General features: G+C 65.1%; 9 protein-coding genes. 5 read left to right on the forward strand and 4 right to left on the reverse strand.

Annotated features, from left to right (window positions below):
* Positions 1–130 precede the first annotated feature (130 nt).
* Genes V6M51_RS02870 through V6M51_RS02885 form a run of 4 tightly spaced genes read left to right on the forward strand, consistent with a single transcriptional unit; the run spans position 131 to position 7,358 of the window.
* Positions 131–1,606, forward strand: coding sequence for an ATP-binding protein (locus V6M51_RS02870; RefSeq protein ID WP_332764471.1), 1,476 nt, complete (start codon positions 131–133; stop codon positions 1,604–1,606).
* Complete coding sequence (locus V6M51_RS02875; RefSeq protein ID WP_332764473.1) at positions 1,593–4,292, forward strand: Z1 domain-containing protein; 2,700 nt, start codon at positions 1,593–1,595, stop codon at positions 4,290–4,292. Before V6M51_RS02870 ends, V6M51_RS02875 begins: the two co-directional genes overlap by 14 nt.
* A gap of 1 nt (position 4,293) precedes the next feature.
* Positions 4,294–5,280: a PD-(D/E)XK motif protein gene (locus V6M51_RS02880; RefSeq protein ID WP_332764474.1), complete on the forward strand. Its 987-nt coding sequence runs from the start codon at positions 4,294–4,296 to the stop codon at positions 5,278–5,280.
* Entirely contained in the window at positions 5,277–7,358 is a 2,082-nt protein-coding gene (locus V6M51_RS02885) for an AIPR family protein (protein ID WP_332764475.1), read from the forward strand. The genes V6M51_RS02880 and V6M51_RS02885 overlap by 4 nt, the downstream gene beginning before the upstream one ends.
* Here V6M51_RS02885 and V6M51_RS02890 read toward each other — a convergent pair whose 3' ends face one another.
* The 4 genes from V6M51_RS02890 to V6M51_RS02905 all read right to left on the reverse strand — a co-directional run bounded on the left by V6M51_RS02890 (position 7,359) and on the right by V6M51_RS02905 (position 13,174).
* Positions 7,359–9,029 (reverse strand): hypothetical protein, encoded by a 1,671-nt coding sequence (locus V6M51_RS02890; protein ID WP_332764477.1) that lies wholly within the window; start codon positions 9,027–9,029, stop codon positions 7,359–7,361.
* Between the two features lie 62 nt (positions 9,030–9,091).
* On the reverse strand, positions 9,092–9,724 hold the full coding sequence (locus V6M51_RS02895; protein WP_332764479.1) for a hypothetical protein: 633 nt from the start codon (positions 9,722–9,724) through the stop codon (positions 9,092–9,094).
* A 37-nt stretch (positions 9,725–9,761) separates the two neighbouring features.
* Positions 9,762–11,090, reverse strand: a complete 1,329-nt coding sequence (locus V6M51_RS02900; protein ID WP_332764481.1) for a hypothetical protein — start codon at positions 11,088–11,090, stop codon at positions 9,762–9,764.
* Positions 11,090–13,174 (reverse strand): ATP-binding protein, encoded by a 2,085-nt coding sequence (locus V6M51_RS02905; protein ID WP_332764483.1) that lies wholly within the window; start codon positions 13,172–13,174, stop codon positions 11,090–11,092. The genes V6M51_RS02900 and V6M51_RS02905 overlap by 1 nt, the downstream gene beginning before the upstream one ends.
* 193 nt (positions 13,175–13,367) lie before the next feature.
* On the opposite strand from V6M51_RS02905, the gene V6M51_RS02910 reads away from it, so the two are divergent.
* Entirely contained in the window at positions 13,368–14,189 is an 822-nt protein-coding gene (locus V6M51_RS02910) for a hypothetical protein (RefSeq protein WP_332764485.1), read from the forward strand.
* Positions 14,190–14,195: the final 6 nt, after the last annotated feature.

Raw genomic sequence — 14,195 nt, forward strand, 5'->3', positions numbered from 1 at the left:
GCCACTGCCGGTTGCTGCTCTCGGGACCGGAGGGTAGCGTCACCCTGGGGAGCTGGGCAGTGAATCAGGATGTCGATATCGATTCGGGCGTGATCGCGCGCCGCAACAGGCCAGCGCCCCAGGCCAGTACATGAAGTTCGTCGAGAATCCACCTGATGCCGCGTCCCTGATGACGTCGGCACGCAGCTTCGGCAACTATGATCTGGCAGGCGCGCTCGCCGATCTGATCGACAACAGCATCAAGGCCCGTGCCCATCGAATCTCGCTGAGCTGCCTCTTCGGAGCAGGCGACCCCGCGATCCGGATTCTCGATGATGGCCATGGCATGAGCGCGGACGAGCTCCGGGTGGCCATGCGGCCAGCGAGCGGCCACCCTTTGAACGAGCGGTCACCCGACGACCTCGGCCGGTTCGGGTGGGGCATGAAATCGGCGTCCTTCTCGCAATGCAAACGGCTGACCGTCCTGGCCAACCAGGCCGGCGCAGTGAGCGGCGCGGTCTGGGATCTCGACGACGTCGATGGTTGGCGCATGGGCGTCTTGGACGAAGTAGAGGCACGTGGGCTCGCGTCGCCGGACCTTCGCGAACGCAGCGGTGTCGAGATCATCTGGGGCAAGTGCGACCGGCTGTCGGAAAACGGCACGCTGACTTCCGAGGAATTCAACGCGCTGATCGTTCACGCGCGAAACCGCTTGGCTCTGATCTTCCATCGCTACCTGTCCGGCGAGGTCCGCGGCCGCAAGCTTGCCATCGAGCTCAACGGTCAGCAGGTCGAGCCATGGGACCCCTTCCACAGGGATCACGAGGCCACACAGGAGCTGGAGCTCGAGACGCTGGCCATCGCCGGGCGCACGATCGAGATCCTGCCGTTCGTGCTGCCCCACTATTCAAAGCTCAAGGCGACCCAGTACGAGCGGCTGGCGGGAGAAGAAGGCTTCCTCCGGAACCAGGGCTTCTACGTCTATCGCAATCACAGGCTCATCATCAGCGGCACGTGGTTCCGGCTCATCCGGCATGGCGAGCTCTCGCAGCTGGTGCGCGTCCGCGTCGACATTCCGAACGCCCTCGACCACCTCTGGAAGATCACCATCGACAAGTCGGACGCTCAGTTGCCGGCCCTGCTGCGCGCCAGGCTGAAACAGATCGTCGATGGACTCCGCCGCCGCTCCGCCCGCGTCTACCGCTCGCGCGGCGGGCGCCTGGACAGAGCCGGCACGACGTCCGTCTGGAGCCGCCACGCCCGCGGCGGCGAGATCCGCTATTCGATCAACCGTGAGCACCCCGTTATCGAGGCGCTCCTGAACGGCGGTGACGAGGCGCAGCAGCAGACCGCCGGCGCCGCCTTGAAGGTGATCGAACAGGCATTTCCTGTCGTGGCCTTCGGCCAGGACGCCGCCACCCAGCCTGACTCGATCCACCAGACGCTGTCCGACCCGGAAGCGTTTCGCCGGGACCTCATCAGCGCACTGCCAGCGCTCCTCCACCAGGTCGATGGGGACTTCAAGGCGCTGACGGCGCTCCTCCGCAAGACGGAACCCTGGTGCGAGTCCTGGAACACCACGCAGGCGGTTCTGACTGAAAAAGGGTGGGCGAGTGCAGAATCTTGACAGCGAGCTGGCGTACTTCATCCGCAAGCTTGGTCAGACCTTCGCCAGTGAGGTCTCCCAGGGCGCCGCCCTGCCTGAAGGCGCGATCGCTTCCTCCGTCCTGGGCGGTCCCTTCCAGCTGACCGAGGAGGAGGCGGGCTGGCTGATCCGGGAACTCGAACAGAGCTTCACGACCACCCAGACCCGCGGCGCTTCGGTCATCAGTGACCACAAGCCCTGGCTGCGGGAGCGACGCGAAGCCGGCGAGATCGATTTCTACTACTGGGGCCGCCTCCAGCGGTATTACCTGGAAGGCGCCGTGCTGCCCCCGCAGGTCGTCGCGACGCTGGACACCGTCACAGACGAGATCCTCGACTTTTCGGGCGACCCGACCAAGCCAGGCGTGGGGCTGCGCCGCGGCATGGTCATGGGGCATGTGCAGTCCGGGAAGACCACCAACTACTCCGCCCTGATCTGCAAGGCGGCGGACGCCGGCTACAAGACGATCATCCTGCTGGCGGGCATCACCAACAGCCTGCGGTCCCAGACGCAGGAGCGTCTGGACGACACCTTCATCGGCAAGAAGTCGGTGTTCCATGCGATGGCGCAGGAACCGCTGCCGATCCAGACCTACGCCAGCATCAAGCGCTTTCCGGCCTACGGCACCTCACGGGACCAGGATTTCACGCGCGGCGCGGCCGGCGTGTTCTTCGGACTCGACGCGCACAGCGAGCCGATGATCTTCATAACCAAGAAGAACAAGGCGCCGCTTGGCCGCCTCCGTGACTGGCTCATCGAGCAGGGGCATGGCGCGAGGATCGCCTCGCCCCTGCTGCTGATCGACGACGAAGCCGACAACGCGTCGATAAACACGGCCAAGGATCCGAAGGCCACCACCGCCATCAACGGCGTGATCCGTCAGATTTTGACCCTGTTCGACCGCCGGTCATACGTCGGTTACACGGCCACGCCGTTCGCCAACATCTTCATCGATCCGGATACGGAAGATGCGATGCTGGAGGACGACCTCTTTCCCAAGCACTTCATCAAGGCCCTCGATCCGCCGTCGAACTACGTCGGGGCCTCGCGCGTCTTCGCGGAAGACGGTGACCTGCGTCCGACGATGACGGTCGTCGTGAAGGACTTCGAGGCTCTGCTCCCTCTGCGGCACAAGAGCGATCTCTCCATCGCGGCGCTGCCGGAGTCGCTGCTGACGGCCATGCGCGTCTTCGTGCTTGGGCGGGCGATCCGAATCCTGAGAGGCCAAGGCGACAGCCACTGCTCGATGATGGTCAATGTCAGCCGGTTCAACGCGGTGCAGGAGAAGGTCTACGGCCTCGTCTATGCCTACCTTGAGACCGTGAAGAATGCCGCTGCGGTCAGCGGCGGCCTCCGCGAAGCCGCGGCACTCGGCGATCCTGTCATCGCCGCGCTCAAGGTTGATTTCGATCGCGAGTTCGTCGCCACAGGCATCCCCTTCGGCGACATCCTCAAGGCGCTCAGGGACGCGTCGACGAGCATCGTTCCGATCACGGTCAACATGAAGGGCGGCGTTCTGGAATACAGCCGCAACAAGGAGAAGGGCCTGCACGTCATCGCCATTGGCGGCCTGGCCCTCTCGCGCGGGCTGACGCTTGAAGGCCTGACAGTCTCCTACATCCTGCGAAACACCGCAGCGTCGGACACGCTGATGCAGATGGCGCGCTGGTTCGGCTACCGCCCCGACTACGAGGATTTGTGCCGCGTCTATCTGCCCAAGGCGTCGCTGGACCACTATCAGGAGATTCACGAAGCCATCGAGGAGCTGCGGTCAGAGGTCCGCCGGATGCAGGAGCTTGGGCTGACTCCGGAGCACTTCGGACTGAAGGTCCGGCAGAGCCCGACCGCCATCCGCATCACCGCAGCCAACAAGATGCGCTCTGCTACCCAGATGACGGTGGCCCAGGACTATTCCGTACGTCATCTCGAAGGCTACATCCTGGTCAACGACGACAAGGTCAACCGCGCCAACCTTGAGGAAGTGCAGGGGTTCACGTCCGGGCTCGGTTTGCCGTCGAGCTCGATGACCGATGACCAGGCCATTGTCTGGCGGGGTGTCGCGGGAACTCGGGTTCTCGCGCTCCTGAGGGGCTTCTCGTTCTCTTCCGCCCACGGGGATCTCGGCCTGATCAGCGGGGGCAGCAGCCTGTTCACGGACTACTTCGCAGACCGTCTGCAGGACGAACTCTCCGAATGGGACGTAGCCGTCCCCCATCCCCGGAGCGGCACCCCGAACGACAATGTGCTGTCCGGTCAGAGCTTCCCTCTCCGGCAGCGGCGGACGGGCACGATCGTCGAGGGCGGCTATCGCGTGACCGGCGGCAAGAACCGGGTCGCCGATCCCGACGACGCCGAGATCGGCCTCAATGACGATCAGCTTGCAGACGCCCGGGCCGAGAAAGGCCGGGAGGGCGGTCTGCGCGGAGACAAGGCGTTCTGCGCGCAACGCACACGTCCCCTGCTGCTGATCCATCTCTTCACGACCGGCGGCAGTCCGGAGGGTCTGAAGATCGAGGGGCCGATCGTCTCACTCAGCTTCTGCCTGCCGGCGACACGCCGCGAGGCGGTGGCTCGCACCTACCAGGTCAACGCCGTCTATCGCCGGCAGCTCGAGTTCGAAGCCGACAGCGAAGCCGAGGATGACGAAGCGATCCTGGAGGAGGGCTGAGGTGGAGGAGGACGACTGGAGCCGCATCGCTGCCGCGGGAAGCCCCGAAGCCGACAACGTGCGCCGGGCTGACCCAGCGCATCCCCTCGACTTCTTCCGCGGCCGCGATTTCACTGGACGCTATCTTCTCTCACTGACGGCTCAGGTTGAAGGTCCCGCCCTCCCGGACCCGCCCAAGCTCAACGGCATTGATGTGACGGTCGAACGGGGCCCGCCATCAGATGTTCGGCTCGTCCTGACGCTCCAGGATCGAAGCCAGTTCGATATCTTCCGGGCTCTCTGCGATCACCTCATGAGGGCGACCCGGAACGAGCCGGCCGGCACGAACGGTCCCGGTCTGCGGCTCGTGCTTCAACGTCTGCGCGACTGGCATGACATGCTCCGGCGGCGGCGTGACGATCTCCTCTCGCCCCAGGAGGTCATCGGCCTCGCTGGCGAGCTCCTCTTCCTTCGCGAGCAGGTTCTTCCCCGTCTCCCGCCGCTCGAAAGCGTCCTGTCCTGGCGCGGCGCCCATCGAGACGAGCAGGACTTCGCCTTCGGTGACTGGCAGGTCGAGGTAAAGACCCAGCTTTCGACCTCCGACCAGCGCCTCATGATCTCTTCCGAAGCACAGCTGGATGCGACCGCAGGGCGTCTGCTCCTCTGTCACCAGTGCGTAGCCACCGCCACTCCCCAACGGGACGGCGCTTTCACGCTCAATTCGCTGGTCGCCGGGATCGAGCACGCACTCGCCGACGCAGGCGACGCCGCGCGCGACGCGTTCGAGGCTGCGCTCGTGGCCTGGGGCTATGTTCAGCGCCCGGAATACGACGAAGGCGCCTGGACCCTGACACTTCGCCGGGCCTACGAGGTTTCCGAGGGCTTCCCCTGCATTGTCGCTGCGATGCTTCCGGCGGGCGTCCAGAATGTCAGCTACGAAGTCCGCCTCAGCGACTGCGAGCCGTTCGCCGTCGACCTCGAGGCCGCAATGGCGCAGGCATTCGCATGAGCGCGCCGGACCTCGACGGGGCCTTCGCGCTCTTCTGGGATGATCTTCTGTTCGAGGCCGAGGCCTCCGCCGAACCGCAGGCGCGCGCCTTCTTCCAGCTCTATTCCGATCTCGCCACGCAGAATGGAGACTGCACCGATCTGGCCTACGCGCCCGTGCGGAAGGAGGGCCGTGGCGGCTTCCGGATCGATGGATATGCGCTTGAAGCCGACCGCGGTGACCTCTACCTCGCCATCTCGGATTTCCGGCCGGGGCGGCAGCTGGAATCCCTGAATGCCGCCCAGATCGATGCCCTCTTCGAGCAGGTGCGCCGCTTCTGCGAGCTGGCGGTCCAGCCCGGGTTTCTCAACGGAATCGAGGAAACCAGCCCGACCTTCGAGGCCGCATGGACGATCTACTCCTACCGGTCGAAGATCCGGCGCATCCGGGTAATTGCACTCTCGAACGCCCGCCTTGCAACCCGGCGCAAGCCGGAGATGACCGGTGAAGTCCTCGGCGTGCCGTTCGTCTGCAGCGTGCTGGATTTCGCCCGCTACGTGGACATCCAGAACGCCCATGGCGGCGCCGAGCCCATCGAGATCGACGTCACTGCTCTCAACGGCGCACCGCTGCCATGCCTTCCCGCCCACACGGTCGGCGGGGACTACGCGTCCTATCTCATTGCCATTCCAGGGCCGCTGCTGTCGGAGATATACGGCCTCTATGGAGCCAGGCTCCTCGAGCAGAACGTCCGGACCTTCCTGCAGGCCCGCACAAAGGTGAATGCCGGCATCATCAAGACGCTCGAAACCGTCCCTGAGATGTTCTTTGCCTACAACAACGGCCTGACAGCCACGGCATCGGGCGTCACGACGGCCAAGCTGCCCGACGGAACGCTCGGAATTTCGTCAATCGAGAACCTGCAGATCGTCAACGGCGGTCAGACCACGGCGTCAATCCTCTACGCCAAGGACCAGCGCAAGGCGGACCTCGCTGGGGTTTTCGTCCAGATGAAGCTTTCTGTCGTAAGACCTGACCGCCTTGAGGAGATCGTTCCGAAGATTTCCCGGTTCGCAAACACCCAGAACAAGGTCAGCGAAGCCGACTTCTTCTCCAGCCACCCGGTTCATCTGGTTCTGGAGCAGATCTCCCGCCGCCAGACCGCGCCGGCGAAGGCAGGCTCGCTCTCCGGTTCGAAATGGTTCTATGAGCGGGCGCGCGGGCAGTACCGCGACAGACTGGCTTACGGAACGGCTGCAGAGCGCAGGCGGTTTGAGCTGGAGTTCCCGAAGGACCAGTTCATCGACAAGACCGAACTGGCCAAGTTCGAGATGACGTTCGCGTGTCTCCCGCACATCGTCAGCCGCCACGCCCAGAAGTGCTTCCTGGAGTTTGCCGAGCGGGTCGCCAAGATGTGGGAGACATCCGAGGCCACCTTCAACGAGCACTGGTTCCGCTGCGCGGTCGCCAAGACGATCGCCTTCCACTGGACCGACAGGATGGTGGGGCGGTCCGAGTGGTATCAGCAGGATAGAGGCTTCAAGATTCAGATCGTCACCTACACCATCGCCTGGCTCGTCGAGAAGCTCAGGGCGGAGGGCAGGGAACTCGATCTGGAGGTCATATGGCAGCGCCAGGAACTCCCGGAGGAGATCGGGGCCGCGCTCCGCGAGCTCGCGCCACAGGTGGCGGCGACGGTGAAGGCCGCGCCGCCACAGGTGAAGAACATAGACTCATATTGCAAGCTGCAGGCCTGCTGGGCTGCCGTATCCGGATCTGACTACACGCTCGATGCGCGGCTTGAGGGCTTCACCATCGACGCGGCTGAGGCTGACCGCGCGCGGAAGTCGGCCACCGCTGCCAAGCGTGCTGACAAGGACATCGATTTCGACAGCATGCTTGTCCGGCTGCTCGGTGACGCTGACCCGGTCGTCCAGTTTGCCCGGTCGCGGCGCATGCTGACGCCGAACTCCGACGCGGCGCTGCGACGCCTCATCCGCGGCGACATCCGCCTGCCAGCCGCGGAACGCAATGCGCTGAAATACCTGCTGGAAAAGATGATCCAGGCCGGATTCGAGTTTCCGATGACGTCAGCCTAGTCAGGTTGCCTCGATCGATTCCACCCGGATTCCATCGACCTCGAACACCTGAGCGCTCCGATCAGGCTTCTCCGCACCTCGCCGGCGTCCGCTCCGCCAGGCGGTGGACAGGGGATCGGGTTCGCGCCTCGCCCGATTGCACCGCCGCAGCATGTCGTACCAAGACAACCAGGCCGCGCGCCGATCCTGGTCGGCCGGTCCTGAGAACTGCGCCGCGTTGCGTGTCAGGATGAACAGCCGCATCGTCTTCACGCTGGCGGCCTCGGCGACCGGGACGCCGATCCTGCGCGCCGCTTCGCCGGGCGAGCAGCCGTGGCAGTGCGACAGCACCGTCTCGATCCAGGCGTTGCCCTCGGCGGCCAGATTGCGGCGCCGGCTCTCGCGTTCTGTCAGAGAATTCTCGAAGGCGTCCTGCCATTTGAGCTGAAAGACGGCCATCGTCCCAGAAACACGATCGATCACGATCGCGTCGATGTCGGTCTTGACGCCACCCGAGCCCCGCAGCTTCAGCGTTGTCGGTGCGAACCAGAACAGCGGCTCGTAGAAGACTATGCGCAGGTCCTCGCGGAACGTGGCCTCGCGCCCGTTCACCGCACGGTCCCAATCGGATCGGAATGTACGGCGCAGTTTCCTGGTAACCCAGGTGAAGGGGTTGTTGAGCCCGCCGAACACTGGCTGCTGCCAGAAGACGTCTCCGGCTCTCACGATCAACGCCTGCGGGCAGTCCCACGCCTTCCGCAGTTCGGGGATGTCCTTCGGCGTCATGCCCATCACGTCGAGCAGCACTCCGGAGTGGGCATCATCGAGCCCCAGAAGGCCGCCCCACTCGTCCTTCAGCTTCCGCTCGTGTGAGTGGATCGTGAGGACCGCCCGAGGGGTCGAGGGATCCCGAGCCAGGAGCGCTTCCACGAACGCGACGTGCTTGAGCGAACGGGCCATGCCCGTCACGACCGCCGTTCGGTACTCTCCGAAGGTCAACGGACCCAGCTTGGCATCAAATGGGAGAGCGTCATGGCCGGGCAGTGTGCGGGCCCTCAGCTCGGCTTCGAACTCGAAGCACTCCTCGAGTTCTCGGGATGACGAGTAGCGAATTCCGAACATCGGATCCGCGCTGACTCTGGCGGCAAGCTCGGCGCGGACCGGCGCATCGTACCGGTCGCGGAAACCCTTCAGCACCGGGGCGTCGAGGGCGCCGACGTGGCCGGCGTACCAGTCAATGGCCTCGCGATCGATGGCCTCGCGGTCGCGGGCGCGGATCAGAAACCGGACAGAGTGATCGCCAATCACTTCGGCGTCGGCGAGCCCGTACCTGACAAGCTCGGCAAGTCGGCGAAGATGGACGACCAAGCCCGCGCGATAGAGGAAGGAGGTGGCCCATGCGAGCTGCTCCGGCTGAGGAAGATGCCAGACATTGCCGGGACCCTGCATTCCGGCCGGCGCCAGCAGCTGTATCGCGTGAGCGGCGCCCATCCAGCCGACGTCCAGATAGCCAGGCATGCCCGGCACGACGCGGCCCGGATCGTGAGCCCGGACATATCCCGCGACATCGATGGCCCGCAGCAGATTGAGGAGGAGGGGCCGTTCCAGACCAGCCGCCCGGGCACGAAGCCACTCGTCGCGATCGTCGAGGTGCGCGAAGATGGCCTGGAGCTTCGGGTCCTTCGCGCTCATGACGACCGACGGGCGGGATGGATCTCGCTGCGCGACCACGGCGTGATCGGGGTCACGGGACCTCAGTCATCGAACAGCGAAAGCTGGCGGTCGTCGCTCGAACCCGCACGCTCGGGGACCAGCCGGATGGCCGCCAGTTCACGTCGCCTCCGATGGAGGACTTCCGCGAAGTCGATCATCTGCGTGATCCGGCGCGCATAGACCTGGAGGGCGCCGCCGTAGCCGAGCAGACCGACCTTGGCTTCCTCCGCGCAGCTGAGCAGGGAGACCACGAGTGGGGGGCGGACGAAAAAGGAGACGAGCGGATAGCTCTCCAGGTGTCCCCCATCAAATGCACCCGCGTTGCAGCTCGTGAAGGGCGCACATCTCGACGCTGAAAGCGCCAGGACACAGGAGGCAACGCCGGGATCGAGACCACAGAGGCAGCCGGCATCCTCGTCTTCATCAAGCGCCTCGATCAAGTCTGCGCGCGCGTCATCGTCAGCCGCAGCCTCGAACTGCCGGATGAAGGCCCGCTCATAGGCCAGGGCTTCCTTGTACAGCCACCAGGGCTGACGTCGCAGATCTTCGTAGTGACGGTTGCCGCCGAGGCCGCTGTCCGACTTGAACCGTTCGCCCTCTGGCCAGTCCAGGTTGGCGGCGTTCGCCGTCCTTTCGATCTCCACGTCGAAGACACGGTGGCGGAAGGTGGTCATCGGCGTTGGCGCCCCGCATCGCGATCCCGCGATATGATCAGAAGTAGATCCATCCCAGTCTCGATTGCGATCCAGCGACCTGCTGGAGCAAGCCGTCGAGCAGCGGTTCCCGGATGCGGCCGCTGGGCTGCAGGCTCTCCAACGCCCTCGGTACCGGAGAGATGGTTACCCGCGCCGTGGTGACAAGATGGACGGTCCGGCTACCAAGCGAAAGCAGAGGTGATTGCCAGCAATGCTCTCCGACGAGCGCCTGTTCGCCGAGGGCGGAAGGGACCGCCAATGCGACGATCGCCCGCCGCAGCCCACGCTTGGCGTTAGAGGCGTCGCAGGCCGCCGCGGCCTCGATCAGGCACCACTGCAGCTGGCCGCGGAACTCGGCTTCCAGCGCGTCGTCGCCGGGGACTGCCGCCTGGGGATCCTGCTTCCTCTTGGCCGCCTTGAGCGACTTCAGCGCCTTGTCCCGCTTCAGATAATGTTCGAACACGAGCCCTTCAGGCGCGACCCGCAGCGCTCGCTTGAGCGCGCCGGCAAGGTTGTCAGGGAGGATCGACACCGCGCCGCGCTCGCCAGCTCGGCCATTTGGGTCCAGGTGCAGCGTGGTGTTCAGGCGCGCGCGCTGCGAGTCGGTCAGGGCGGCGCCCGTCGCGCGCGCAAACGCTTCATCCCAGATGGCCTTTTCCGGCGCGGCCACCCCCCGGCGGATCAGCCGGTCCTGCAGGGCGGGGCCGATCGTCTGGAAGACATTCTCCGCTCTGGGCGGTGAGGCCCCATCGGCCGCCATGGAAAGCGCCTTCAGGAGATCCGCGATCGAGGGAGCGCCGGCCTCGGCTGCCAGCGCCAGGACGGACCTGATGACATCGTGGGCGGCGTCGGACGCCCGGGCTTCCAGGTCCATGATGGCGGCGGCGACGGGATCGGCCTGAAGCTGTGTTCTCACCGCCTCTGCGACGGCCTCGATGTCGAATTCCCCCTGGGCGTCGGTGAAGCCGCTCTTGCCCAGCGCGAAGGACGCCAGAGGCGCACGCTCCGACCCCAGGGCCTTCTGCAGCTCAACGTGCAGATCCCCGACCTGGGTCGGAGAAGCCGTCCAGGCGACCAGCACCCAGGGCCCGTTGGCCTCGTGCAGGACCGCGTCGAAGATCGCCGCGAGCGCAGCATGCTGAGCGTGCGGCGGCGCCGCGCTCGGTGCGACGTTGATATCCGAGAACACGATCCGGACGCCAGGCCCGCATCTCTTCAAGGAGTCGCTGCCCTGATAGTGGAATGGCAGGACGCCGACGCCTCTGAGATGAAGGGCCCGCACGATGCCCTGGAGATCCTTCTCCTGGTCGTCGATGGCGATGACCCGCGCGCCCCCCAGCTCCATCATTTCGCGCCCTGGAACACGAACGCCACCACTGCTCCGTCAATGTAGTCGGGCAGATCCAGGTCGCCTGGCTGCGGGAAGATCAGCTTTCCGCCGCTGAGCTCCATCGCGAGGTTCGCGTAGTAGAGCCCGAGACCCATGCCACCCGGCCGCCGGGTCAGGAACGGCCGGATCAAGTCGTCGGGCGGGTCGCGGAAACCGGGTCCGTTGTCCGCCACGATCAGGGCGGGACCTTCCGGGAAGTCATCGCTCGCGCCGACCCAGAGGCGGCGCTGAAGCGGACCAGCGTCAGGCTCATCAGGCCAGCGCACCCGTGTCCAGTAGATGGCGTTGTCGATCGCATTCGAGACCCCGCCGATGGCCAAGCCCAGGGAGGCGCGCACCGTGACGTCCGGCTGCTCTTCCTTGCCCAGGGGAAAGTCGACGGCCACCTTGTGGCTGCGCAGCCGAAGCTGGTTCAGGAACATCGCTTCCCGGGCAATCTTTGCGAGGCTCTGGGGCTTGGCCGGCTCCTTCTTGAGGATGGTCGCGAAGCCTTCGAGGAGGTCCTTGAGATAACGGGATCGCTGCTCGATATCCTCCAGGCTTTCCCTGCGGCGGATCGCCTCGAAGAGGCCGCGCACCCCGCGCTCGAGTTCGTGGAAGATGAGCGACAGCTGCAGGCCCGCGTTTCCCGCCGTCAGCATGATCTCGCGGAGCTGGTCGTACTCGCGGGTGATCTCGTCGAGGACCGGCAGAAGGTGGGAGAGCTTGTGTTCGACAAGTGCGCCGCGGAGCTGCTCCGCGGGGGTGTCGATCGATCGTGCTACGGGCTGCTTCGCGCCGGTGAGCGCCTGCCGTACGGCGTCCTTGTGCGGGGCTCGCAGCCGCTCGAAGATGGCAAAGGCCGAGAGAATGACCTCCTTGAGGTTCTCCAGCGCCTCGTTCTCGACGAAGCCTTCCCGGTTAGTCTTTTCCCGCAGCAGGATGCTGCTTGCCAGTTCAAGCGTTACGCGGCCCAGAATCTGATTGCGGCTGACCCGGCGCGTGGGGGTGTTAACGCGACGCAGATCAAGCCCCAGCCAGTCATCGTCCGGCTCGCCGTAGTTGTAGACCCGCACGCCGTCGCGATAGACCCGCACTCCGCCATTGTTCTTCAGATAGTCGCCGACCAGCTGGCGCTGCTGCATGTAGCTCCAGCTTTCGCGGTCACGGTCGAACACGTGAAAGCTGCCCGACACGGGTCCTACGCCCTCGATCAGGTCCAAACCGCCGACCACCCGCCCCCTATCGCGGGCGCGCAACAGCGGTTCCGCGCCGCTCTTGTGAGCCGGTGCGACCTTGATTCCACTGTAGGGTCTGAAGGTGTAGTCCCACCGGATTTCGTGCCCGTCGAAGACAAAGCTGAAGTCCCACATCGCCAGCTCGAGGATGCGCCTGGGATCGGGCAGGTCGTCGATGAGGTATTCGGCGCCAGGAACGTCCAGGACGACATTGAAATCGGAGGGACCGGCAGTCGGATCGGCGATCGACGTCAGGCTTCGATGGAGATCGCGTACGGCGCCCCGGGGCCATGCCTCGCGGAGACGGGTGATCTCGACCCGGGTGCCATGAGCGTCGCCCACGAAAAGTTCGGGCTCGCGCTCGATGACCTCCACCCTGATCTCATCGAGAAAGTCGTGGGACAGCAGTTCCGCCCAGTCGAGAACGACCTTCACCTCCTTGCTGCCGGCCTGCCGGGTCACCAGCTCGATCCGTTCCCCGAGCTTGTGGACCGCGAAGCGACCGAGCCCCTTTTCGCCCAGCGGCAGTCTGCCGAGTGGGGACCGATCACCGCGCTCGCGCTGCCGGCGGCGATGGTCATTGGCCGGGACCAGCCATACGTTCTCGATGATCGCGGCTGACATGCCCAGACCGTCGTCCTGGACGACGATTCGAGCGTCGGTCTTTCCGAGGTTTTCCAGCGTGACGACGACCTCGGTCGCGTCCGCGTCATAGGCGTTCTTGACCAATTCAAACACGGCAAGCCGAGCGCTGCCGATCAGCTCGTCGCCGAGCAGCTGAAGTATCCTGGCCTTCGGTCTCAGCGATGCTGTCTGAGCCACACGCCCTCACATGGTTGGCGGCGGCTCGGCCGGCGCAGTCGAACCGCCACTATATTGCAGTGGCCTCTTGGAGACCATCTGCTGGGGCTCCCGGACGTCGGCTATCTCGTGACTTGTGGGAGACGCCTCCAGGGCGTCAGTTTCGACTTTCCTCCGAGCGCAGCGGCGCGGATTAGGATCCTGATTGGACCATATGGCGCATCGTTTCACATCGCTCCGTCATCCGATGGAAAAGCTGCAGGAGGCCGAGTATTTCCTTGCGGCGGTCAGCACCTGCAACGGGCTTGAGTTTCAGTTCAACCTGAACGCCTTCCTGAGCGCGTGCCGCAGCACGACCTTCACGCTTCAGAAGTCGATGGCGGGGGTTCCCGGTTTTGCGCGCTGGTACGAAACGCAGCAGGCGAGAATGCGGGCTGACCCGGCGATGGGGTTCTTCCTTGAATTGCGCAACATCGCTCAGCACGAGGGGCCCGTGTCCTACGTCGGCGGCGCGATGCTCGGAACGCCGCGGTGGTCCTACCGGTTTGCCGGAAATCGCGAGGCCGTTCCGGACGCGCTCCGGGGTGTCGACGTCGGCGCTGCGTGCGCCGACCAGCTCGTGAAGGTGGCGGCGCTGCTTCGCGAATGTGCCGAGGCCTTTCCGTTCGCATGTTGTCCGGCGACCGCAGTCAGCCCGGAGGGGATGGCCGCGCTGCCCTTCACACTGGCCGACGTGGGCGCCGCGCTTGGCCTTCCATCGGGGTACGTGGACGCAGGAGCCGAGATCCCCGTGGCCGAGAAACTGCGGATACTGGCCAAGGAGTTCGAGCCGCTCGACCGTAGATCGCTGGAACGAATTGCGTCCGGACGGCTGGAGAGGGACGGCGAGCCAATCCAGGTCTTCCGATCCTCTGGCGAGGATCTGACTGATGTCATGGCCGCCATGATCGAAGGCCGGAACGAAGACGCGCTCCATCCGCGAAACGTGTTCGTGGCGGCGATCGCCAAACGGATCAGCGATCTCGAAAGCGAATAGGCGGTG

Origin of the sequence: Phenylobacterium sp., assembly GCF_036677185.1 — a bacterium.
GTDB lineage: Bacteria > Pseudomonadota > Alphaproteobacteria > Caulobacterales > Caulobacteraceae > Phenylobacterium.

What these genes read in the sequence shown, in the direction of transcription:
- V6M51_RS02870 (WP_332764471.1), top strand. Translation starts at nt 131, where the DNA reads ATGAAGTTCGTCGAGAATCCACCTGATGCCGCGTCCCTGATGACGTCG.
- V6M51_RS02885 (WP_332764475.1), top strand. Translation starts at nt 5,277, where the DNA reads ATGAGCGCGCCGGACCTCGACGGGGCCTTCGCGCTCTTCTGGGATGAT.
- V6M51_RS02890 (WP_332764477.1), bottom strand. Translation starts at nt 9,029, where the DNA reads ATGAGCGCGAAGGACCCGAAGCTCCAGGCCATCTTCGCGCACCTCGAC.
- V6M51_RS02895 (WP_332764479.1), bottom strand. Translation starts at nt 9,724, where the DNA reads ATGACCACCTTCCGCCACCGTGTCTTCGACGTGGAGATCGAAAGGACG.
- V6M51_RS02900 (WP_332764481.1), bottom strand. Translation starts at nt 11,090, where the DNA reads ATGGAGCTGGGGGGCGCGCGGGTCATCGCCATCGACGACCAGGAGAAG.
- V6M51_RS02910 (WP_332764485.1), top strand. Translation starts at nt 13,368, where the DNA reads ATGGCGCATCGTTTCACATCGCTCCGTCATCCGATGGAAAAGCTGCAG.